Raw genomic sequence first — 19768 nt, forward strand, 5'->3', positions numbered from 1 at the left:
CCTCAGGCGAGGCAAGGCTGACGGCGCGCATCATGCGCAGCCGTCACCGTAAAAAGAGGTGCTTGCCTTCAGTCGTGAAGGATATCAGTCGACTGAAAAGCGTGCTTTCGGGGAGGCCATAGGTGCCGGGCCTTGGCCATCGAGGGGTACGAAGCTGTCACGCTCGGCATCGTAGGCCAGGATTTCGCTGGTTTCGATACTGTAGACCCAACCATGAATGAACAGCTGACCGCTGGCCATCTTCGCCGCAACCGAAGGGTGGGTACGCAAGTGTTGCAGCTGGGAAATCACGTTTTCCTGAGTCAGGACCTGCATGGTTTCCAGCTCGCCGCTGCAATTGCAGTTTTGCTCGACCACTGTACGGGCGACTTCGGCATGACGCAGCCAGGCTTTTACCGTCGGCATCTTGTCCAGGCTGTCCGGGTTGAGCACGGCACGCATGGCGCCGCAATCGGAGTGGCCGCAGACGATAATATGCTGCACGCCCAGCGCAACCACGGCATATTCCAGCGCGGTTGAAACACCGCCGTTCATCTGACCGTATGGCGGCACGACGTTGCCGACGTTACGCGTCACGAACAGGTCGCCAGGCGAGCTTTGGGTAATCAGTTCGGGCACGATGCGCGAGTCGGCGCAGGTGATGAACATAGCCCGTGGCGACTGCGCGGTGGCCAGCTTCTTGAACAGTTCTTCCTGCTGGGGGAAGACCTCGTTACGAAAATGTACAAAGCCATCGACGATTTGTTTCAACGCTACGTCGGCGCTACTCATTTGGCTGTCTGTGCTGGACGACGTAGCCGAATGCTGGTTATCCGTGTCTCTCATCTGTTCATCCTCTCTGACGGATTGATGTGGATTTCTCATGCCTGTTTGACCAGAGCCGGATGTGATCCTGTAACAAGGAATCACGAACAAAATCCTGTGAGCGTTATTGCTGGTGACACTCAGGGTTACAGACTAATCGTCCAAGCTTAAGCGAAACTGAATGCGATGGCTCTGGCTCGCGGGTTTGCACGATAGTACCAAGTTGTTACAGCAGTGACATTTGCCCGCCGGGAGGGCAGAACGCTTCGCAATCCAGTGCGAAGCTTTCCCGACGGTTCAGCCCAAGACGTTTGACCGCCATCGCGTAACGCTGTGCCAGCAGGTCGGCAAACGGTCCCTCACCGCGCATCCGGGACCCGAACTCGCTGTCATAAAGCGCCCCGCCGCGGCTTTGACGTATCAGGCTCATGACATGATCCGCGCGTTGCGGGTAATGCGTCTTCAGCCACTCGTCGAACAACGGAGCTACCTCGAGTGGCAGGCGCAGCATCACGTAACTTGCGCTCAATGCACCTGCGGCTTTCGCCTCGCTCAACAGTGCTTCCAGTTCGCTGTCATTGATCATCGGGATCATTGGTGCGCACAGGACGCCAACCGGTACGCCCGCCTGACGCAATACGCGGATGGCGCGCAGACGGGCCTTAGGTGCAGCGGCTCTGGGTTCCAGAATGCATTTGAGTTCGTCGTCCAGCGTCGTCAGGCTGATGAATACCGATACCAGCCGCAATTTTGCCATTTCCGCCAGCAGATCCAGGTCCCGCAGGATCAGTGAACCTTTGGTAATGATGCTGACGGGATGACGATAACGCAGCAACACCTCAAGTGTGGCGCGTGTGATCCGGTACTCGCGCTCTATCGGCTGGTAGGGGTCGGTATTAGCCCCAAGCGTGATGGGCGCGCAGCGATAGCCTGGCTTGGAAAGTTGCTGCTCCAGCAGCGCCGCTGCATTGGTCTTGGCGATCAGTCGGGTTTCGAAATCCAGGCCCGGAGACATATCCCAATACGCATGGCTGGGCCTGGCGAAACAATAGATGCAGCCATGCTCGCAGCCTCTATACGGGTTGATCGAACGATCAAAGGGAATGTCTGGAGAACTGTTGCGGGTGATGATGCTTTTGGCGGTCTCGTGGGTGACCTGTGTGCCCTGCGTCAGCGGGACTTCCTGATACCAGCCATCGTCCTCGTCCACAGACTGGCTGGGCGCAAAGCGGTTATGCGGATTGCTTGCCGTGCCACGACCACGGAATGGAGAGGGGCTGGACATCTGGTTATACTCAAGTACTGTTTATGCATACAGTACAGCATAAGCCGAATTGGATCGCCACGACACGTGTCGTGATTCACCGCTCGCCTGACGAGTGGTGAATCACGAGCGGGCTGATCAGGCATCGCTTTGTTGCGTCAGCTCTAATACCCGGTCAACCAGCTTGTTGATGCCGGCCGCGGCCTCGCCGATGCTTTTGGCAACCATGTAGGCGGGGGTGCTGACCAGCTTGCGTGCCTCGTCCTCGACGATGTCATCAACCGCGCATTCAATGTGGCTGCCGCCCATCCTGGTGATGGCTGCAGCGGTTTCGGCGTCGTTGCCGATGGTGCAGGTAACGCCCGGGCCATAGATCTTGGCCGCCAGGGCTGGCGTGATGCAGATCAGTCCGACCGGTTTGCCGGCTTCGGCGAACGCCTCGGCCAGCTCCAGCACTCCGGCTTCCACCTGGCACGAATGGCCCTGCAGGGCGAGGTCAGAGAGGTTTTTTGCTGCGCCGAAACCACCGGGGATGATCAGCGCGTCAAAATCTTCGGCGTTCGCCTCGCGTATGTCTTTCACTTCGCCGCGGGCAATGCGCGCGGATTCAATCAGCACGTTGCGCGATTCAGGCATCTCTTCGCCGGTCAGGTGATTGATGACATGGTGCTGAGCGATGTCCGGTGCGAAGCACTGAACCTGCGCACCACGTTGATCCAGGCGAAGCAGGGTCAGAACGCTTTCGTGAATTTCGGCGCCATCGTAGACGCCGCAGCCGGACAGGATTACAGCCACTTTTTTCTGCATCGATTCGGCTCCTTGAGCGTCGGCAATCTGGGGCTTCTTTTAATTTGCCCTACCATTGATCGTTTTTGGGGCCGAGTGTTCAGTCAGTCGGTGAAGGCTGTGGGGGTCGGGCGAGGGCTGGAGGCGTTGGAGCGGGGGGCTGCATAACGTGTTCGCCGAGCGAGCCCGCCGGGGCTGCACTCGGCACACGACGTTACGTTATTCTATTCGTCGGATTTTTTCTTCAGGTCGACCGGCACGGCAGTGGGCATGTCCAGGTCCGAAGCGGCTGCCGATGCGCAGAAGCGGCTCTTTTCTTCACGTTCTTCACGGGCGATGCGTGCGTTCTTGATGCGCCTGCGTATCCACAGGGCCAGGCCGAGCAATATCAGAGCGCCCAGCACCCAGAGTTCGTATTTCTTGACGTTGCCCAGCAGGCCTTCGAGAACCGCACCGAAGTGGTAGGCCGCCGAGCCCAGCGCCGCTGCCCAGACCGCAGCGCCGATGCCGTTGAGCAGCAGGTAGCGCCCGGGCGGATAGCCGGACAGGCCGATGGCTACCGGCATGACGGTCCGCAGGCCATAGACAAATCGGAAGCCCAGCACCCATATGTCCGGATGCTTGCGCACCAGCCTGAGCGCCTTGTCGCCCATGAGTTGCCAGCGCGGCTTGCGCGCCAGCAGTTTGCGTCCGTGCTTGCGCCCCATGAAGTACCACAGCTGGTCACCCGCATAGCTGCCAAAAAAGGCGACTACGATGACAATGTTGAGGTCCATGTAACCGCGAAACGCCAGAAAGCCGGCAAGAACAAGAATGGTCTCGCCTTCAAAAAAGGTGCCGAGGAACAGGGCGAAGTAGCCGAATTCGTTCAAGAAATTCTGGAGCATTGTCTGGATGCTGGCGAAATGAACGCGCAGCCTAACGCGCCGGACGGAATCATGAAAGTGTCGATATGTGTCTCGACGTTAAAGATTCTTGCAACCACAATGGTTGCATCCCCTGTAAGTCTGTGACCGCGACGTGCAGTCGCAGGTCGAACCATGACTGTCACACATTGGTCATAATGGCGGCTTATAACTGTCGCGCTTGCCCGCGTAAGCGGGCTCAGGAGTCTCGCCGTGAGCTTTACCCCCGCAAACCGCCTGTTTCCTCTCACTCGTCTGCGCCGTAATCGCCGCGATGACTTTTCCCGTCGGCTGGTGCGTGAAAACGTTGTCACCGTTGACGATCTGATTCTCCCCGTATTTGTGCTCGATGGTGAAAACCGTCGTGAGTCCATCGCATCGATGCCAGGCGTCGAGCGTCTGAGCGTTGATCTGCTTCTCAAGGAAGCCGAGCATTGGGTGGCGCTGGGTATTCCCGCGCTGGCGCTGTTCCCGGTAACACCGCCGGAAAAGAAATCCCTCGACGGCGCCGAAGCCTGGAACCCCGACGGTATCGCCCAGCGTGCAACCCGCGCCCTGCGTGACCGTTTCCCAGAGCTGGGCGTCATCACTGATGTGGCGCTGGACCCGTTTACCACCCACGGTCAGGACGGCATTCTTGATGAAGAAGGCTATGTGCAGAACGACATTACTGTCGATGCGCTGGTCAAACAGGCGTTGTCCCACGCCGATGCCGGTGCGCAGGTTATTGCGCCCTCGGACATGATGGACGGCCGTATTCAGGCCATTCGCGAGTCTCTGGAGCTGGCAGGGCACGTCAACGTACGAATCATGGCTTACTCGGCCAAATACGCCAGCGCCTACTACGGTCCGTTCCGCGATGCGGTGGGTTCTTCACTGAACCTGGGCAAGGCCAACAAGGCGTCTTATCAGATGGACCCTGCCAACAGCAACGAGGCGCTGCACGAAGTGGCGGCCGACCTTGCTGAAGGCGCCGACATGGTGATGGTCAAGCCAGGCATGCCTTATCTGGACATCCTTCACAGGGTCAAGGATGAGTTCAAGGTGCCTACCTTTGTCTATCAGGTCAGTGGTGAATACGCGATGCACATGGCAGCAATCCAGAACGGTTGGCTGAGTGAAGGGGTGATTCTGGAATCCCTCACTGCCTTCAAACGCGCAGGTGCCGACGGCATTCTTACTTATTTTGCCGTTCGTGCCGCTCAACTGTTGAAGGGGCAATAGCCTCACAGGAACATTCATGAATACCGAAGCACTCATCGAAGCCGCTGTTGAAGTCGATGCTCAGGAGGCAACACCCTTGGTTGAACCTGATATCGAAGTAATCCCGGCCATCGAGGCGCCTGCCGCTCCGGTGCCCGCCATTGTCGCTCCGAACCTGGACGACAGCAGTCTGTATATCCACCGCGAACTGTCCCAGTTGCAGTTCAATATCCGGGTATTGGAACAGGCGCTCGATGAGTCCTACCCGTTACTGGAGCGGTTGAAGTTTCTGCTGATCTTCTCCAGCAACCTTGATGAGTTCTTCGAGATTCGTGTTGCCGGCCTGAAGAAGCAGATCACGTTTGCCCGCGAGCAGGCAGGGGCCGACGGTTTGCAGCCGCATCAGGCTCTGGCCAGAATCAGCGAGCTGGTTCACGGTCATGTGGATCGCCAGTACGCGATTCTCAATGACATCCTGCTGCCCGAGCTTGAAAAGCATCAGGTACGTTTTATTCGTCGTCGTCACTGGACCGCCAAGCTCAAGGCCTGGGTGCGTCGCTATTTCCGTGACGAGATTGCACCGATCATCACGCCGATCGGCCTGGACCCTACCCATCCGTTTCCATTGCTGGTCAACAAAAGCCTGAACTTCATTGTCGAGCTTGAAGGTATCGATGCCTTCGGTCGTGATTCGGGCCTTGCGATCATTCCCGCACCGCGCCTGTTGCCGCGCGTAATCAAAGTGCCAGAAGAGGTGTGCGGGCCAGGGGACAACTTCGTGTTCCTCTCGTCGATGATCCACGCGCATGCCGATGACCTGTTTCAGGGCATGAAGGTCAAGGGCTGCTATCAGTTCCGCCTGACCCGAAACGCCGATCTGGCACTGGACTCGGAAGACGTGGAAGACCTGGCGCGTGCCCTGCGCGGCGAGCTGTTCTCGCGTCGTTACGGCGATGCGGTACGTCTGGAAGTGGCGGATACCTGCCCCAAACACTTGTCGGATTACCTGCTCAAGCAGTTCAACCTCAACGAGTCCGAACTGTATCAGGTCAATGGGCCGGTCAACCTGACGCGCCTGTTCAGCATCACTGGTCTGGACAGTCATCCAGAACTGCAATACCCGCCGTTCACCCCGGCTATTCCCAAGCTGCTGCAGAACAGCGAAAACGTTTTCAGCGTGATCAGCAAGCAGGACATTCTGTTGCTGCACCCTTTCGAGTCCTTTACTCCCGTGGTGGACCTGCTGCGTCAGGCCGCCAAGGACCCGCACGTTCTGGCGGTACGTCAGACGCTGTACCGCAGCGGCGCGAACTCGGAAATTGTCGATGCGCTGGTTGATGCCGCGCGTAACGGCAAAGAGGTCACCGCAGTGATTGAACTGCGTGCGCGGTTCGACGAAGAGTCCAACCTGCAACTGGCCAGTCGTCTTCAGGCTGCCGGTGCGGTGGTGATCTATGGCGTGGTCGGCTTCAAGACCCACGCCAAGATGATGCTGATCCTGCGCCGTGAGGCGGGCGAAATCGTGCGTTACGCGCACCTTGGCACCGGTAACTATCATGCCGGCAACGCGCGTCTTTATACCGACTACAGCCTGCTGACCTCCGACGATGCGCTGTGCGAAGACGTCGGCAAACTGTTCAGTCAGTTGATCGGCATGGGCAAGACCCTGCGTATGAAGAAGCTGCTGCATGCGCCATTCACGCTGAAGAAGGGCATGCTCGACATGATCGCCCGCGAGACGCAGTTTGCGCTCGACGGCAAGCCTGCGCACATCATTGCCAAGTTCAACTCGCTGACTGATCCGAAGATCATCCGTGCGTTGTACAAGGCGAGTCAGTCTGGTGTGCGTATCGATCTGGTGGTACGCGGCATGTGCTGTCTGCGTCCGGGTATTGCCGGGGTCTCGCACAACATCCATGTGCGCTCGATCATCGGTCGCTTCCTGGAGCACACGCGGGTCTTCTACTTCCTCAATGGCGGCGACGAGCAGATGTTCCTGTCGAGTGCCGACTGGATGGAGCGTAACCTCGACAAGCGTGTCGAGACCTGCTTCCCGGTAGAGGGCAAGAAGCTGATTCTGCGCGTCAAGAAGGAGCTGGAAAGTTACCTGACCGACAACACCCACAGCTGGCTGCTGCAGTCAGACGGACGTTATGTGCGCAGTACGCCGACTGGCAATCAGAACCCGCGAAGTGCCCAGGCGACCCTGCTGGAGCGCCTGAGCAACCCTGTCCTCAGCGTACGCTGAAGACGATGCCGACTCGGGTCAGCCACTCCGCTTCCAGCGCGAAGTCGGCCTGAGTCAGCTGGTTGTTTTCCAACCAGCCTTTCGGGAACTCGGCGTCCAGATTCGGGCCGTCGGCACGTAACACCACACGCGGCATCTCCTGGGTGCCGCGAATGTGGTGAAACAGAATCGCAAAGCGCAACAACACGCACAGACGAATCAGCTTGATGCCTTCCGCGCCGAACTCGGCGAACTTGTCCTTGGGAATGTTGCGGCGATGACCGCGTACCAACAGGGCGAGCATTTGCTGGTCTTCGCGTGAAAACCCGGCAAGATCCGAGTGCTCGATCAGGTAGGCGCCATGCTTGTGGTAGTGATAGTGGGCGATGTCCAGCCCGATCTCATGCACCTTGGCGGCCCAGCTCAGCAGTTCGGCGTAGCTTTCGTGCTGCAGCTCCCAACTGTCGGCAACCTGCTCCAGCGCATGCAGCGCCTTGGCTTCGACGCGTGCCGCCTGTTCCAGATCAACGTGATACCGCTCCATCAGCGAGCTGAGCGTGCGCTCACGCACGTCTTCGTGATGGTGACGGCCCATCAGGTCGTACAGCACGCCTTCGCGCAATGCGCCTTCGCAGTGATCCATGCGCTTGAGTTCAAGCGCGTCGAAGATGGCTTCGAGAATCGCCAGGCCCGCCGGGAAAATGGTGCGGCGGTCGGGCTTGATGCCGTCGAAGTCGATTTTTTCGACGTCACCCAGTTTGAACAGTTTGCGCTTGAGCCATGCCAGGCCTTCGGCGTTGACCTCGCCTGCACCGTAACCATTGGCTTTGAGCGCCACACCGATAGCGCGAATGGTGCCCGATGAGCCGATGGCCTCATCCCACTTCAGGCGATGCAGCGCGTGTTCGATGCTCATGATTTCAAGCCGCGCAGCGGTGTAGGCCTGGGCGTAGCGCGCGGGTGTCACCTTGCCGTCGCGGAAATAGCGCTGAGTGAAACTCACGCAGCCCATCTGCAGGCTTTCACGCAGCAGCGGCTCGAAGCGTTGGCCGATGATGAATTCGGTACTGCCGCCGCCGATGTCGGCAACCAGGCGCTTGCCAGGTGTGTCAGCCAGCGTATGCGAGACGCCCAGATAAATGAGGCGCGCTTCTTCGCGTCCGGAAATAACTTCCACCGGATGGCCGAGAATTTCTTCGGCGCGGTGAATGAAATCGTTGCGGTTGCGGGCTTCGCGCAGGGCATTGGTGCCCACGATGCGCACAGCGCCGAGCGGCAGACCGTTGATCAACTGGGCAAAGCGTTTCAGGCAGTCGAGACCGCGCTGCATGGACTCTTCAGTCAGCTGGCGCTCTTCATCGATGCCGGCTGCCAACTGCACCTTTTCGCCCAGGCGCTCAAGAATGCGAATTTCGCCCTGATTGGCTTTCGCCACAACCATATGAAAGCTGTTTGAGCCCAGGTCGATGGCGGCGATCAGTGAAAGATTCTTGGGTGTTGAATGCGGCATGGTCAGAAAATCCAGTTCGATAACCGCACCATCGTGCCACGATCCATGTCTGTCGCCAACGCGAAGCTGTTCAGGCAGCGGAAATACCCGGTATTACTCTCGGACGTGGCTTATGGCTATAGGGTCGACGTGAGGGGCCTGTAACTATCGCGCCCCGCTCTGCGCAGGCAGTGGCGTGGCGCAGATTTGTGACGCAGAGCGTCACCCAAGGCATTCCCACGCTGGAGCGTGCGGAACGATAGTCTTCATGCAGATCACTATCGTGCCCATGCTCCGCGTGGGCATGCCGTTCTGGGCGCTCTGCGTCCGGTTTTGACTACGCGTGCTCCGCAGTGCCGATGAAATTCGCCAGTTCGGGGGTTTTCGGGTTGGCGAAGAGCACCTTCGGGTCGCCCACTTCGTGCACCTTGCCCTGATGCATGAACACCAGTTTGTCGCCCACTTCACGGGCGAAGCGCATTTCGTGGGTGACCATGATCAGGGTCATGCCGTCAGCAGCCAGTTGGCGAACCACGCTGAGTACTTCGCTGACCAGTTCCGGGTCCAGCGCCGAGGTGATTTCGTCACACAGCAGCACCTTGGGCGACATCGCCAATGCCCGGGCAATCGCCACGCGTTGCTGCTGGCCGCCAGACAGGCGATCCGGGAAGGCATCGAACTTCTCGCCCAGCCCGACGCGCTCCAGCATCTTTTTCGCCAGCCTTGCAGCTTCAGCCTTCGGCACCTTCTGCACGACCTGCGGCGCGAGCATCACGTTCTCGCCCACGCTCAGGTGCGGGAACAGATTGAACTGCTGAAACACCATGCCGACCTTCTGGCGCAGAGTGCGCAGGTCGGCGCGTGCTGCGTCCAGGTACTCGCCATCGACCTCGATCACCCCATCATTGATCGACTCCAGACCATTGAGCGTGCGTAGCAGGGTGCTCTTGCCCGAACCACTGCGACCGATGATTGCCACGACCTGGCCTTCCTCGACCGACAGATCGATACCCTTCAACACGTGGTGATCGCCATAGTATTTATGCAGGGCGGAAATTCTAAGCAGAGGCATGCAGTCTCCTTTCCAGGTAGCGCGCGCACAGCGACAAGGGGTAGCAAAGGATGAAATAGCCCAAGGCGACGAAGCCGTAGACCATGAAAGGTTCGAACGTGGCGTTGGCCAGCATGCTGCCAGTCTTGGTCAGTTCGGTGAAACCGATGATCGAGGTCACTGCGGTGCCTTTGACCACCTGAACGGAAAAGCCCACGGTCGGTGCTACCGCGATACGCAGTGCCTGAGGCAGGATCACGTAGCGCATCTGTTCGAGTGGACTCATTGCCAGGCTGGCGGATGCTTCCCACTGACCCTTGGAAATCGACTCAACGCAGCCACGCCAGATTTCGGCGAGGTAAGCACTGGTGAACAGCGTCAACGCCAGTGCAGCCGCTGCCCAAGGAGAAATGTTCAGGCCCATCAGGGCGACGCCGAAGAACACCAGAAACAGCTGCATCAGCAGTGGTGTGCCCTGAAACAGCTCTATATAAAGCTTGGCCATCACACGCGGCCCGGACTTTTCCGAAGTGCGCATGACCATTATCAGCAAGCCGATAAGTCCGCCGCCGATAAAGGCCACCAGCGACAGGGCCAGCGTCCATTGCAGACCGATCAGCAAGTTGCGCACGATGTCCCATAGGGTGAAATCCATCAGTGGCTCCTCGAGATGTAACGTCGGCCGATCCAGGCCAGCAATTGGCGGATCAGCAGCGCCATTGCCAGATAGATCAGCGTGGTCACGATGTAGGTTTCAAACGACCGGAAATTACGCGACTGGATGAAATTGGCGAAGAAGCTCAGTTCTTCTGTGGCAATTTGCGAGCAGACCGCCGAACCCAGCATCACGATGATGATCTGGCTGCTCAGCGCTGGCCAGACCTTGCCCAGCGCTGGCACCAGCACCACGTAACGAAAGGCTTCATAGCGATTCATCGCCAGCGCCGCCGATGCTTCAAGCTGACCTTTGGGGATCGCCTGAATACCGGCCCGCACGATTTCGGTCGAATAGGCCCCCAGATTGACAACCATCGCCAGCACAGCCGCCTGCCACTCGGTAATCTGCACGCCCAGCGACGGCAGACCGAAGAAGATGAAGAACAGCTGGACCAGAAACGGCGTGTTGCGGATCAGCTCGACATAGATGGCGAAAATCGTCGCAAAAGGCTGGATCTTCCAGGCCCTGACGACGGCACCGACGATGCCGAGGCTGACACCGAGCAGCGTGCCGATGGCCGTCAGCTCCAGCGTGAACAAAGCCCCGCGCAACAGCACGTCGAGGTTTTGCAGGACCGGTGTAAAGTCGAAGTGATAAGCCATTGGTGGATCCTGTGACCGAAAAGCAATAATCAGAGATCGGCAGGCAGCGGTTGCTTCAGCCAGGTCTCGGACGCTTTCTCCAGAGCGCCGTCAGCCTTGGCAGCGTTGAGAATTTCGTTGACCTTGCCCAACAGCTCTGGCTGGCCCTTGTTGACGCCAACGTAGACTGGCGAATCCTTCAGTTTTACTTTCAGCGCTGGAATGCGCTTGGGGTTGCGCTCGCTGATGGCGACCATCACCACGTTGCCGCTGGCGATCAGGTCGGTCTGACCTGCCAGGTAAGCCGCGATAGTCGAATTGTTGTCTTCGAAACGCTTGATGGTCGTGCCTTCAGGCGCCACGGCCGACAGCTCGATGTCCTCGATCGCGCCACGGGTCACACTGATCGTCTTGCCTTTCAGGTCAGCCACATCCTTGACCGGAGAGTCGGGCGGACCGAACACCGCCAGATAGAACGGCGCGTAGGCACGGGAGAAATCGATGACTTTCTCGCGGTCAGGATTCTTGCCCAGGCTGGAAATTACCAGATCAACCTTGCCTGTGGTGAGGAAGGGGATGCGGTTGGTGCTGTTGACCGGCGTCAGCTCGAGCTTGACCTGCAGCCTGTCAGCCAGCAGTTGCGCGGTGTCGATGTCCAGGCCACGTGGCTTCATATCCGGACCGACCGAGCCGAACGGCGGGAAGTCCTGCGGTACGGCGACCTTCAAGGTGCCGCGCGCTACGACGTCGTCCAGCCCGTTGGCGTGGGCGGGTGTCTGGCTCAGCATCAGACTGGCAAACAATGCAGTAAGCAGGGCGCTGTAACGCTTGGTCATGTGAAGTCTCCGGGCGAAACGAAAAGTGTTGGCCATTCTCCAGTGCACAGCGCATGCCATCCGCTCATTGCTGCCGCAACTCAAGGTGTTCCGCACGATTATGGTCTTACTGGTCTGACCAGTTGATGCTCCGTGCGCCCTGCTTTGGCGCGCCGGAATGCCCGGCCGCCCCAGTGCTGGGCGTCGCTTGCCGAATCTGCGGGATGGCGATAAAAGGGCTTTTTACTGGACTGACTGGCCTGAACAGTGATGCCGCATACTTCACTCGCAGTACCCGAATCGGCCCTCAGGGCCATTCGCAAACTGATTGCCGAGCAAGGCTACAAACCCGGCGAAAGCCTGCCGTCGCAACGCGACCTGGCGGCGTTGCTGGGTGTCAGTCGTGCATCGCTGCGTGAAGCCTTGTCCTCACTCACAGCCTTGGGCGTGGTCAGTGTCCAGCCGGGAAAAGGCGTGTTCGTGCAGTCGATTTCTGAACCAGAACAGCGCACGGGTGGATTTTCCTGGCCATTTGAAGCCCGGGTTTCGCCAGCAGACACTTTTCAATTGCGCTATGCCCTTGAAGGTTTTGCCGCAGGTCTGGCCGCAGTCACCCTGACCGCTGACGAGCGCGATGTGCTTGAAGACAACGTCGAAGCCATGCGTCTCGAGTTACGTGGCGGCGACTTCGAGGCCGCAGCCAGGCTGGATTTCGAGTTTCATCGGCATATTCTGGTTGCCAGCGGTAACCAGGCGATGCTTGGGATAGTGACGGCAGGTGCCGATATTTTTCTTGAAAGCCAGAAGATGCCATTCATCCGTGCGGCGAGGGTCATGGAAACCTGGCAAGAGCATCGCAAGATCTTGCGTGCGCTGGCCCGCCACGCATCAGGCCCCGCACAAAAAGCCATGCAGGAGCATATTCGCGGCGCAGCGCTGCGCACCGGCATCGTTTTTGTCTCGCCATCAAGCTAGGCATCCCTCATAACTCCAGTCATGCGCCACCATAGCCAGAGTCAATGAAGCATCGCTTCCTGAATAGCATAAGGGGAGCTATGATGATCGTCTTTTGTAGCCTATGACCTCGGAGACTTCCATGAGCAACGACCTGATCAAAAACGTCACCGACGCCACTTTCGAAGCCGAAGTACTCAAGGCTGATGGTGCGGTGCTTGTTGATTACTGGGCTGAGTGGTGTGGCCCGTGCAAGATGATTGCCCCGGTACTGGACGAAATCGCCACTACCTACCAAGGCAAGCTGACTGTCGCCAAACTGAACATCGATGAAAATCAGGACACCCCGGCCAAGCATGGCGTGCGTGGTATTCCTACGCTGATGCTGTTCAAGAACGGCAATGTTGAAGCGACCAAAGTGGGCGCGTTGTCGAAGTCGCAGCTGGCTGCATTTCTCGACGCCAACATCTGAAGCACTTCAAGGCCCCGCAAATAGCGGGGTTTTTTTCAGGCGTCATACTAGACGCCCGGAAAATCAGGTGGTACATTCGGCCCCGCAACGGCTTCTCCGTTGCCCCCTGCAAGCCGTCGCCGACGCTCTCCTTATCGATTTAGTACGCGATCCTGTCGCCTTCTCTGCGGCGCGGCCTCATTAAGCCAAAAGCTTAATTCCCCCTCCATACACGATTACGTCATTCCCCATATGAACCTGACTGAACTCAAGCAAAAGCCGATTACCGAATTGCTCGAAATGGCCGAACAGGCTGGCATAGAAAATATGGCCCGTTCGCGCAAGCAGGACGTCATTTTTTCCCTGCTTAAACGGCACGCCAAAAGTGGCGAGGAAATATCCGGTGATGGCGTGCTGGAGATTCTCCAGGACGGCTTCGGTTTCCTGCGCTCCGCAGACGCTTCCTACCTGGCCGGCCCGGATGACATCTACGTCTCCCCTAGCCAGATCCGGCGCTTCAACCTGCGTACCGGCGACACCATCGTTGGCAAGATCCGTCCACCAAAAGAAGGTGAGCGTTATTTCGCTCTGCTCAAGGTCGACACGATCAACTACGATCGTCCGGAAAACGCCAAGAACAAGATTCTGTTCGAAAACCTGACGCCGTTGTTCCCGACGATCCGCATGAAGATGGAAGCCGGCAACGGTTCCACCGAAGACCTGACCGGTCGTGTGATCGATCTGTGTGCACCGATCGGCAAAGGTCAGCGTGGTCTGATCGTTGCTCCGCCGAAAGCGGGCAAGACCATCATGCTGCAGAACATCGCGTCGAACATCACGCGTAACAACCCGGAAGTGCATCTGATCGTACTGTTGATCGATGAGCGCCCGGAAGAAGTAACCGAAATGCAGCGCACCGTGCGCGGCGAAGTGGTTGCTTCGACATTCGACGAACCGCCAACCCGTCACGTACAGGTTGCCGAAATGGTGATCGAGAAGGCCAAGCGCCTGGTCGAGCACAAGAAAGACGTCGTCATCCTGCTCGACTCCATCACCCGTCTGGCTCGCGCCTACAACACCGTCATCCCGAGCTCCGGCAAGGTACTGACCGGTGGTGTCGATGCTCACGCACTCGAGAAACCAAAGCGTTTCTTCGGTGCTGCGCGAAACATCGAAGAGGGCGGCTCGTTGACCATCATCGCCACCGCGCTGGTTGAAACCGGTTCGAAGATGGACGAAGTCATCTACGAAGAGTTCAAGGGTACCGGCAACATGGAGCTGCCTCTGGATCGCAAGATCGCAGAGAAGCGCGTGTTCCCGGCCATCAACATCAACCGCTCCGGCACCCGCCGCGAAGAGCTGTTGACCGCTGATGACGAGTTGCAGCGCATGTGGATCCTGCGCAAGCTGCTGCACCCGATGGACGAAGTCGCGGCGATCGAGTTCCTGATCGACAAGCTCAAGCAGACCAAGACCAACGACGAGTTCTTCCTGTCCATGAAACGCAAGTAACAGACAGGCTGGCTCAAAAAATGGTGTCCTTCGGGGCACCATTTTTTTTGCCTGTGCGCCGCGGATTAGCTGCCTTGAAGGGCTGGAGCAGGTAGGATGTGTGTCTATTTGGATAAATGGCCGGGTTAATGAAATTCAAAGATCTAAGGGATTTCGTGCAGCAGCTTGAGCAGCGCGGAGAGTTGAAACGCATCCACATGCCTATCTCCCCAGTGCTGGAAATGACTGAAATCTGTGACCGTACCTTGCGCGCCAAGGGGCCGGCCCTGCTGTTCGAAAAACCGGTCGGCTTTGATATCCCGGTGCTGGGTAACCTGTTCGGCACGCCCGAGCGCGTCGCGATGGGCATGGGCGCCGAGGCGGTCAGCGAGCTGCGCGAGATCGGCAAGTTGCTGGCGTTCCTCAAGGAACCCGAGCCGCCCAAGGGCTTGAAGGATGCCTGGTCCAAACTGCCGATTTTCCGCAAGGTCATTGCCATGGCGCCCAAGGTCGTCAATGACGCACCCTGCCAGGAGGTTGTCATTGAAGGTGACGACGTCGATCTCGACATGCTGCCTGTGCAAACCTGCTGGCCGGGCGACGTTGCACCGCTGATCACCTGGGGCCTGACGGTCACCAAAGGTCCGAACAAAGAGCGTCAGAATCTCGGAATCTATCGCCAGCAAGTCATTGGCCGTAACAAGATCATCATGCGCTGGCTGAGCCATCGAGGCGGCGCGCTGGACTTCCGGGACTGGTGCGCCAAGCACCCTGGCGAACCTTATCCGGTTGCCGTCGCGCTGGGCGCCGACCCGGCGACCATTCTCGGTGCCGTAACACCCGTGCCGGACAGCCTCTCCGAGTATGCCTTCGCCGGCCTGCTGCGAGGTTCGCGCACCGAGCTGATCAAATGCCGTGGCAGCAACCTGCAGGTGCCTGCCAGCGCTGAAATCGTGCTTGAGGGCGTGATTCATCCGGGCGAAATGGCTGACGAAGGGCCTTACGGCGACCACACCGGTTACTACAACGAAGTCGACAGCTTCCCGGTGCTGACCGTCGAGCGCATCACGCACCGCATCAAGCCGATCTATCACAGCACTTACACCGGACGGCCACCGGATGAGCCTGCGATTCTTGGCGTCGCCCTGAACGAAGTGTTCGTGCCGATCCTGCAAAAACAGTTTCCCGAAATCGTCGATTTCTACCTGCCGCCGGAAGGTTGCTCGTATCGCATGGCGGTGGTGACCATCAAGAAACAGTATCCCGGCCACGCTAAACGCGTGATGCTGGGCGTCTGGTCATTCTTGCGCCAGTTCATGTACACCAAGTTCGTGATCGTCACCGACGACGACATCAATGCGCGCGACTGGAATGACGTTATCTGGGCCATTACCACCCGAATGGACCCCAAGCGCGACACGGTCATGATCGACAACACACCCATCGACTACCTCGACTTCGCGTCTCCGGTCTCGGGGTTGGGGTCGAAAATGGGGTTGGATGCCACTAACAAATGGCCAGGCGAGACTACGCGCGAGTGGGGCAGGGCGATCGTCAAGGACGAAGCCACCACACGCCGTGTGGACGAGATCTGGACTCAGCTGGGAATAGATTGATGCGTGTAACCTTGCAGCCTTCAGGGGCAGTGCTGGAAACCCTGCCGGGCGAGCGGATCCTTGATGCTGCACAGCGCCTGGGCCACGAATGCCCACAGAGCTGTCGCAACGGCAATTGCCATGTGTGCTCGGCCTTGCTGGTCGAAGGCCGCGTGACACAGTCGGGTCAGGTTCTGGATCACGGCGAAATTCATACCTGTGTGGCCGAGCCGCTTGAAGATTGCGTGGTGCTCTGGGATGGCGTGCTGGCCAAGGGCGAATTACCGGTACGCAGCTTTGCGTGCCAGGTGAGCGAGTGTGTCGAGGTGGGAGGCGATGTCTGGCGTGTCGGCCTGCGCGCTCCTGCAGGCAAGTCGCCGCGTTATCACGCGGGGCAGTACCTGATGATCGAGCGGGATAATGGCGACAAGTCGGCATTCTCCATCGCCTCTGCTCCGCACAACGGGCGTGATCTTGAATTGCATGTACTGGCTCGCGAAGACAGTGCGCGCAGCTTGATCGAGCAGTTGCAACGCAACAAAATGGCGCGCGTCGAACTGCCGTTCGGTGACACCCACCTTGCCGAGCTGCCTGAAGGGCCGCTGGTCCTGATCGCTGCCGGTACGGGCATGGCGCAGATGAACAGCCTGATCGAACATTGTCGTTCCCGGGGCTTCAAGTACCCGGTACACCTGTATTGGGGCGTGCGGCGGCCTGACGATTTTTATCAGGTCAGTCACTGGGATGAGTGGGCGAAGCTGCCCAATCTCTTTCTGCACATGGTCGTCAGCGATGTGTGCGGGTGGGAGGGGCGTTGCGGCCTGCTGCACGAGGCCGTCTGCGAGGACATCAAGGACCTGTCCGGCGTGCATGTCTACGCCAGCGGCTCGCCTGCGATGATTTACGGAACGCTCGATGCGTTGGTCAATGCCGGTATGGACGCCCATCAGATGCGCGCAGATGTATTTGCCTACGCACCTCGTCCATGACGCCGGACTGACGGCAACACAACTGGAGTGTAAATTGCTTCAACTTTTTGTAGTTTCTGGCGATGTCATTGAGTAGCCAGACGATTTTTGGCAAGACAGGCCTTCGGCCTTGAGCGTTAACCGAACCACGATACCTTGATGCCGCTCACCCACGAGCGATTCAGCGGGGCTCGGTAAAGACTGACAGTCAGCCTGTCAGGGAGGCAAATGGAGAATCCACTCAACGAATTGGCCGCTGCGGTACACGACGGCCTTGGCCTGACGTACCCGCCCGTTATAGATATGGGCCCTCAGCTTACTCGCGAGCAACTGCTCGCATCCATGAGCGCCACCATGCGCAGCCACAAGGGTGGCCCGGTCTGGCTGTTCGCTTACGGCTCGCTCATCTGGCGCCCCGAATGCACTGCCGTAGAAAGCCAGCGCGCTCGCGTGCACGGCTATCATCGTGGCCTTTACCTGTGGTCCCATGAACATCGCGGTACGCCGGAAGCGCCTGGCCTGGTATTCGGGCTGGATCGTGGCGGCTCATGCACCGGTTTCGCTTATCGCTTGCCGGATGAGTGCCTGGAAAAATCGCTGCTGGCCTTGTGGGAGCGCGAGATGCCTTATCCCTCGTATCGACCGCACTGGCTCAACTGCCGTCTTGAAGATGGTCGAAAAGTGCAGGCGTTGGGGTTCGTGCTGGAGCGGCATTTGCCCAGCTACGCGGGCAACCTGCCAGACAGCGTGTTGAGCCAGGTGCTGGCCACCGCCAGCGGGCGTTATGGAACCACCCGCGAATACGTTGAGCAGACTGCCAAGGCCCTGCGTAGCCACGCCATGCCAGACCTGAATCTGGAGGCGCGGCTCAAGCGCTGCTGGTCAGAGACTGCCTGACTGGCCCTTGGTTTCGGGTGCGTCTCTGGACGTACTGGCGACCTGCTTGTGCCTCAGGGTCGGCGCGAGGAACACCATCGCCATGATGCATGCGCCGATCAACAGCACGAAGCCGCCATCCCAGCCAAAATGGTCCACGGTGTAGCCCATCGCCGCGCTGGCCGCGACCGAGCCGCCCAAGTAGCCGAACAGTCCAGTAAAGCCAGCCGCTGTACCTGCTGCCTTCTTCGGCGCCAGTTCCAGCGCCTGCAAGCCGATCAGCATTACCGGGCCGTAGATCAGAAAGCCAATGGACACCAGCGCGATCATGTCGACGGTCGGGTTGCCTTCAGGGTTCAGCCAGTACACCAGCGTGGCGATGGTCACCAGAAACATGAATACCATGCCGGTCAGGCCGCGATTGCCCTTGAAAATCTTGTCGGACATCCAGCCGCACAACAGCGTGCCCGGAATGCCCGCCCACTCGTAGAGGAAGTAAGCCCATGAGGTCTTGTCGACCGTGAAGTGCTTGGCCTCTTTCAGGTAAGTCGGTGCCCAGTCCAGTACGCCGTAGCGCAACAGATAGACGAACACGTTGGCCATCGCGATGTACCACAGGAATTTATTGCGCAGCACGTATTTGACGAAGATTTCCCTGGCGCTGAACTCTTCCTCATGGCTTTCATCGTAGCCTTCCGGGTAGTCGTTCTTGTAATGCTCGATAGGTGGCAGGCCCACTGATTGCGGCGTGTCGCGCATCGTGGCGAAGGCGAAGACTGCGACCAGTAACGCAACAGCCGCCGGCACATAGAACGCCGCATGCCAGTCATTGGTCCAGCCCATGCCGAGCAGGAACAGCGGGCCGATCAGACCGCCACCGACGTTGTGCGCCACGTTCCAAACCGACACCACGCCGCCGCGCTCTTTCTGCGACCACCAGTGGACCATCGTCCGCCCGCTCGGTGGCCAGCCCATGCCCTGTGCCCAGCCATTGATGAACAGCAGCACGAACATGATCGTGACGCTGGACGTTGCCCAGGGTGCAAACCCGAAGATGAACATGATCCCGGCAGAGACCAGCAGGCCGAATGGCAGGAAGTAACGAGGGTTGGAGCGGTCCGAAATGATCCCCATAAGGAATTTCGACAGGCCGTAAGCAATTGCGATGGCAGACATCGCCACGCCTAGCTGACCACGCGTATAGCCTTCGTCGATCAGGTACGGCATCGCCAGCGAGAAGTTCTTGCGCAGCAAATAGTAGCCGGCGTAACCGATAAAGATGCCTGCGAAGATCTGCCAGCGCAGGCGGCGATACGTGCTGTCGACTTTTTCTTCGGGAAGGGGTGTCTGGTGCCTGGCGGGACGGAAAAAACCAAACATGGAGATGCTCCTGATTATTGTTTTTCTTGCGAAAGCGAATATTACATTTTCGTTACAGAAAAAAGCAGTGCCTCCCGGCTGATTCTTTGCAGGGATTACGGACGTTTTCCTGTTCTTTTATGAACATTCGGCAAATGTTTGTTTGTGTATCAAGAGTTTGGGATTACTCCTACAGGTCTATCGGAAGTCGCGCGCTGACTGGCCGGCCGA

18 protein-coding genes are annotated in these 19768 nt (G+C 58.6%); 8 read left to right on the plus strand and 10 right to left on the minus strand.

Features of this window, described 5'->3' with window-relative positions; translation table 11 throughout:
* Positions 1-84 precede the first annotated feature (84 nt).
* The 4 genes from POR16_RS01105 to POR16_RS01120 form a co-directional block, all read right to left on the minus strand.
* Positions 85-825, minus strand: coding sequence for a carbonic anhydrase (locus tag POR16_RS01105; RefSeq protein ID WP_024669173.1), 741 nt, complete (start codon positions 823-825; stop codon positions 85-87).
* A gap of 205 nt (positions 826-1030) precedes the next feature.
* Positions 1031-2089, minus strand: a complete 1059-nt coding sequence (locus POR16_RS01110; protein WP_005888011.1) for a PA0069 family radical SAM protein — start codon at positions 2087-2089, stop codon at positions 1031-1033.
* A 117-nt stretch (positions 2090-2206) separates the two neighbouring features.
* A complete protein-coding gene (gene elbB / locus POR16_RS01115) occupies positions 2207-2875 on the minus strand; it encodes an isoprenoid biosynthesis glyoxalase ElbB (RefSeq protein ID WP_005888012.1) in 669 nt (222 codons plus the stop codon).
* A 203-nt stretch (positions 2876-3078) separates the two neighbouring features.
* Complete coding sequence (locus POR16_RS01120; protein ID WP_005888013.1) at positions 3079-3741, minus strand: DedA family protein; 663 nt, start codon at positions 3739-3741, stop codon at positions 3079-3081.
* Positions 3742-3972: 231 nt separating this feature from the next.
* On the opposite strand from POR16_RS01120, the gene hemB reads away from it, so the two are divergent.
* Positions 3973-4983, plus strand: a complete 1011-nt coding sequence (hemB, locus tag POR16_RS01125; protein ID WP_024669175.1) for a porphobilinogen synthase — start codon at positions 3973-3975, stop codon at positions 4981-4983.
* Positions 4984-4999: 16 nt separating this feature from the next.
* The gene (gene ppk1, locus POR16_RS01130; RefSeq protein WP_005888019.1) at positions 5000-7210 is read left to right on the plus strand and encodes a polyphosphate kinase 1; all 2211 of its coding nucleotides are present in this window, start codon (positions 5000-5002) and stop codon (positions 7208-7210) included.
* Here the strand turns inward: ppk1 and ppx are convergent.
* The 5 genes from ppx to POR16_RS01160 all read right to left on the minus strand — a co-directional run bounded on the left by ppx (position 7197) and on the right by POR16_RS01160 (position 11864).
* Positions 7197-8699 carry an exopolyphosphatase gene (gene ppx, locus POR16_RS01135; RefSeq protein WP_005888021.1) on the minus strand — a complete coding sequence of 501 codons (1503 nt, stop codon included), beginning with the start codon at positions 8697-8699 and terminating at the stop codon, positions 7197-7199. The two genes, ppk1 and ppx, sit on opposite strands and share 14 nt — an antisense overlap.
* A 316-nt stretch (positions 8700-9015) precedes the next feature.
* Positions 9016-9750 (minus strand): amino acid ABC transporter ATP-binding protein, encoded by a 735-nt coding sequence (locus POR16_RS01145; protein ID WP_005888022.1) that lies wholly within the window; start codon positions 9748-9750, stop codon positions 9016-9018.
* On the minus strand, positions 9737-10387 hold the full coding sequence (locus POR16_RS01150) for an amino acid ABC transporter permease (protein ID WP_032618371.1): 651 nt from the start codon (positions 10385-10387) through the stop codon (positions 9737-9739). The genes POR16_RS01145 and POR16_RS01150 overlap by 14 nt, the downstream gene beginning before the upstream one ends.
* Positions 10384-11049: an amino acid ABC transporter permease gene (locus POR16_RS01155; RefSeq protein WP_005888024.1), complete on the minus strand. Its 666-nt coding sequence runs from the start codon at positions 11047-11049 to the stop codon at positions 10384-10386. The genes POR16_RS01150 and POR16_RS01155 overlap by 4 nt, the downstream gene beginning before the upstream one ends.
* 29 nt (positions 11050-11078) lie before the next feature.
* The gene (locus POR16_RS01160; RefSeq protein ID WP_005888026.1) at positions 11079-11864 is read right to left on the minus strand and encodes a transporter substrate-binding domain-containing protein; all 786 of its coding nucleotides are present in this window, start codon (positions 11862-11864) and stop codon (positions 11079-11081) included.
* A 249-nt stretch (positions 11865-12113) separates the two neighbouring features.
* Here POR16_RS01160 and POR16_RS01165 point away from each other — a divergent pair, with 249 nt between their 5' ends.
* The 6 genes from POR16_RS01165 to POR16_RS01190 all read left to right on the plus strand — a co-directional run bounded on the left by POR16_RS01165 (position 12114) and on the right by POR16_RS01190 (position 18199).
* Positions 12114-12818: a FadR/GntR family transcriptional regulator gene (locus POR16_RS01165; protein ID WP_005888028.1), complete on the plus strand. Its 705-nt coding sequence runs from the start codon at positions 12114-12116 to the stop codon at positions 12816-12818.
* A 121-nt stretch (positions 12819-12939) separates the two neighbouring features.
* On the plus strand, positions 12940-13269 hold the full coding sequence (gene trxA, locus POR16_RS01170) for a thioredoxin TrxA (protein WP_005888029.1): 330 nt from the start codon (positions 12940-12942) through the stop codon (positions 13267-13269).
* A 231-nt stretch (positions 13270-13500) separates the two neighbouring features.
* Positions 13501-14760, plus strand: coding sequence for a transcription termination factor Rho (rho, locus tag POR16_RS01175; RefSeq protein WP_002551560.1), 1260 nt, complete (start codon positions 13501-13503; stop codon positions 14758-14760).
* Positions 14761-14888: 128 nt separating this feature from the next.
* Complete coding sequence (ubiD, locus tag POR16_RS01180; RefSeq protein WP_122358106.1) at positions 14889-16355, plus strand: 4-hydroxy-3-polyprenylbenzoate decarboxylase; 1467 nt, start codon at positions 14889-14891, stop codon at positions 16353-16355.
* The gene (locus POR16_RS01185; RefSeq protein ID WP_005888035.1) at positions 16355-17323 is read left to right on the plus strand and encodes a CDP-6-deoxy-delta-3,4-glucoseen reductase; all 969 of its coding nucleotides are present in this window, start codon (positions 16355-16357) and stop codon (positions 17321-17323) included. Before ubiD ends, POR16_RS01185 begins: the two co-directional genes overlap by 1 nt.
* 207 nt (positions 17324-17530) lie before the next feature.
* On the plus strand, positions 17531-18199 hold the full coding sequence (locus POR16_RS01190) for a gamma-glutamylcyclotransferase (RefSeq protein ID WP_024669145.1): 669 nt from the start codon (positions 17531-17533) through the stop codon (positions 18197-18199).
* Here the strand turns inward: POR16_RS01190 and glpT are convergent.
* Positions 18185-19558, minus strand: a complete 1374-nt coding sequence (glpT, locus tag POR16_RS01195) for a glycerol-3-phosphate transporter (RefSeq protein WP_005888039.1) — start codon at positions 19556-19558, stop codon at positions 18185-18187. The two genes, POR16_RS01190 and glpT, sit on opposite strands and share 15 nt — an antisense overlap.
* Positions 19559-19768: the final 210 nt, after the last annotated feature.

Origin of the sequence: Pseudomonas coronafaciens pv. oryzae str. 1_6, from assembly GCF_000156995.2 — a bacterium.
Classification (GTDB): Bacteria; Pseudomonadota; Gammaproteobacteria; order Pseudomonadales; family Pseudomonadaceae; genus Aquipseudomonas; species Aquipseudomonas tremae.

Excerpts from the sequence above, each read along its gene's own strand:
- POR16_RS01110 (WP_005888011.1), bottom strand. The coding sequence starts at position 2,089 with ATGTCCAGCCCCTCTCCATTCCGTGGTCGTGGCACGGCAAGCAATCCG.
- ppk1 (WP_005888019.1), top strand. The coding sequence starts at position 5,000 with ATGAATACCGAAGCACTCATCGAAGCCGCTGTTGAAGTCGATGCTCAG.
- ppx (WP_005888021.1), bottom strand. The coding sequence starts at position 8,699 with ATGCCGCATTCAACACCCAAGAATCTTTCACTGATCGCCGCCATCGAC.
- POR16_RS01120 (WP_005888013.1), bottom strand. The coding sequence starts at position 3,741 with ATGCTCCAGAATTTCTTGAACGAATTCGGCTACTTCGCCCTGTTCCTC.
- elbB (WP_005888012.1), bottom strand. The coding sequence starts at position 2,875 with ATGCAGAAAAAAGTGGCTGTAATCCTGTCCGGCTGCGGCGTCTACGAT.
- glpT (WP_005888039.1), bottom strand. The coding sequence starts at position 19,558 with ATGTTTGGTTTTTTCCGTCCCGCCAGGCACCAGACACCCCTTCCCGAA.
- POR16_RS01185 (WP_005888035.1), top strand. The coding sequence starts at position 16,355 with ATGCGTGTAACCTTGCAGCCTTCAGGGGCAGTGCTGGAAACCCTGCCG.
- POR16_RS01160 (WP_005888026.1), bottom strand. The coding sequence starts at position 11,864 with ATGACCAAGCGTTACAGCGCCCTGCTTACTGCATTGTTTGCCAGTCTG.
- POR16_RS01145 (WP_005888022.1), bottom strand. The coding sequence starts at position 9,750 with ATGCCTCTGCTTAGAATTTCCGCCCTGCATAAATACTATGGCGATCAC.
- POR16_RS01165 (WP_005888028.1), top strand. The coding sequence starts at position 12,114 with ATGCCGCATACTTCACTCGCAGTACCCGAATCGGCCCTCAGGGCCATT.
- POR16_RS01155 (WP_005888024.1), bottom strand. The coding sequence starts at position 11,049 with ATGGCTTATCACTTCGACTTTACACCGGTCCTGCAAAACCTCGACGTG.
- POR16_RS01190 (WP_024669145.1), top strand. The coding sequence starts at position 17,531 with ATGGAGAATCCACTCAACGAATTGGCCGCTGCGGTACACGACGGCCTT.
- POR16_RS01105 (WP_024669173.1), bottom strand. The coding sequence starts at position 825 with ATGAGAGACACGGATAACCAGCATTCGGCTACGTCGTCCAGCACAGAC.
- trxA (WP_005888029.1), top strand. The coding sequence starts at position 12,940 with ATGAGCAACGACCTGATCAAAAACGTCACCGACGCCACTTTCGAAGCC.
- ubiD (WP_122358106.1), top strand. The coding sequence starts at position 14,889 with ATGAAATTCAAAGATCTAAGGGATTTCGTGCAGCAGCTTGAGCAGCGC.
- rho (WP_002551560.1), top strand. The coding sequence starts at position 13,501 with ATGAACCTGACTGAACTCAAGCAAAAGCCGATTACCGAATTGCTCGAA.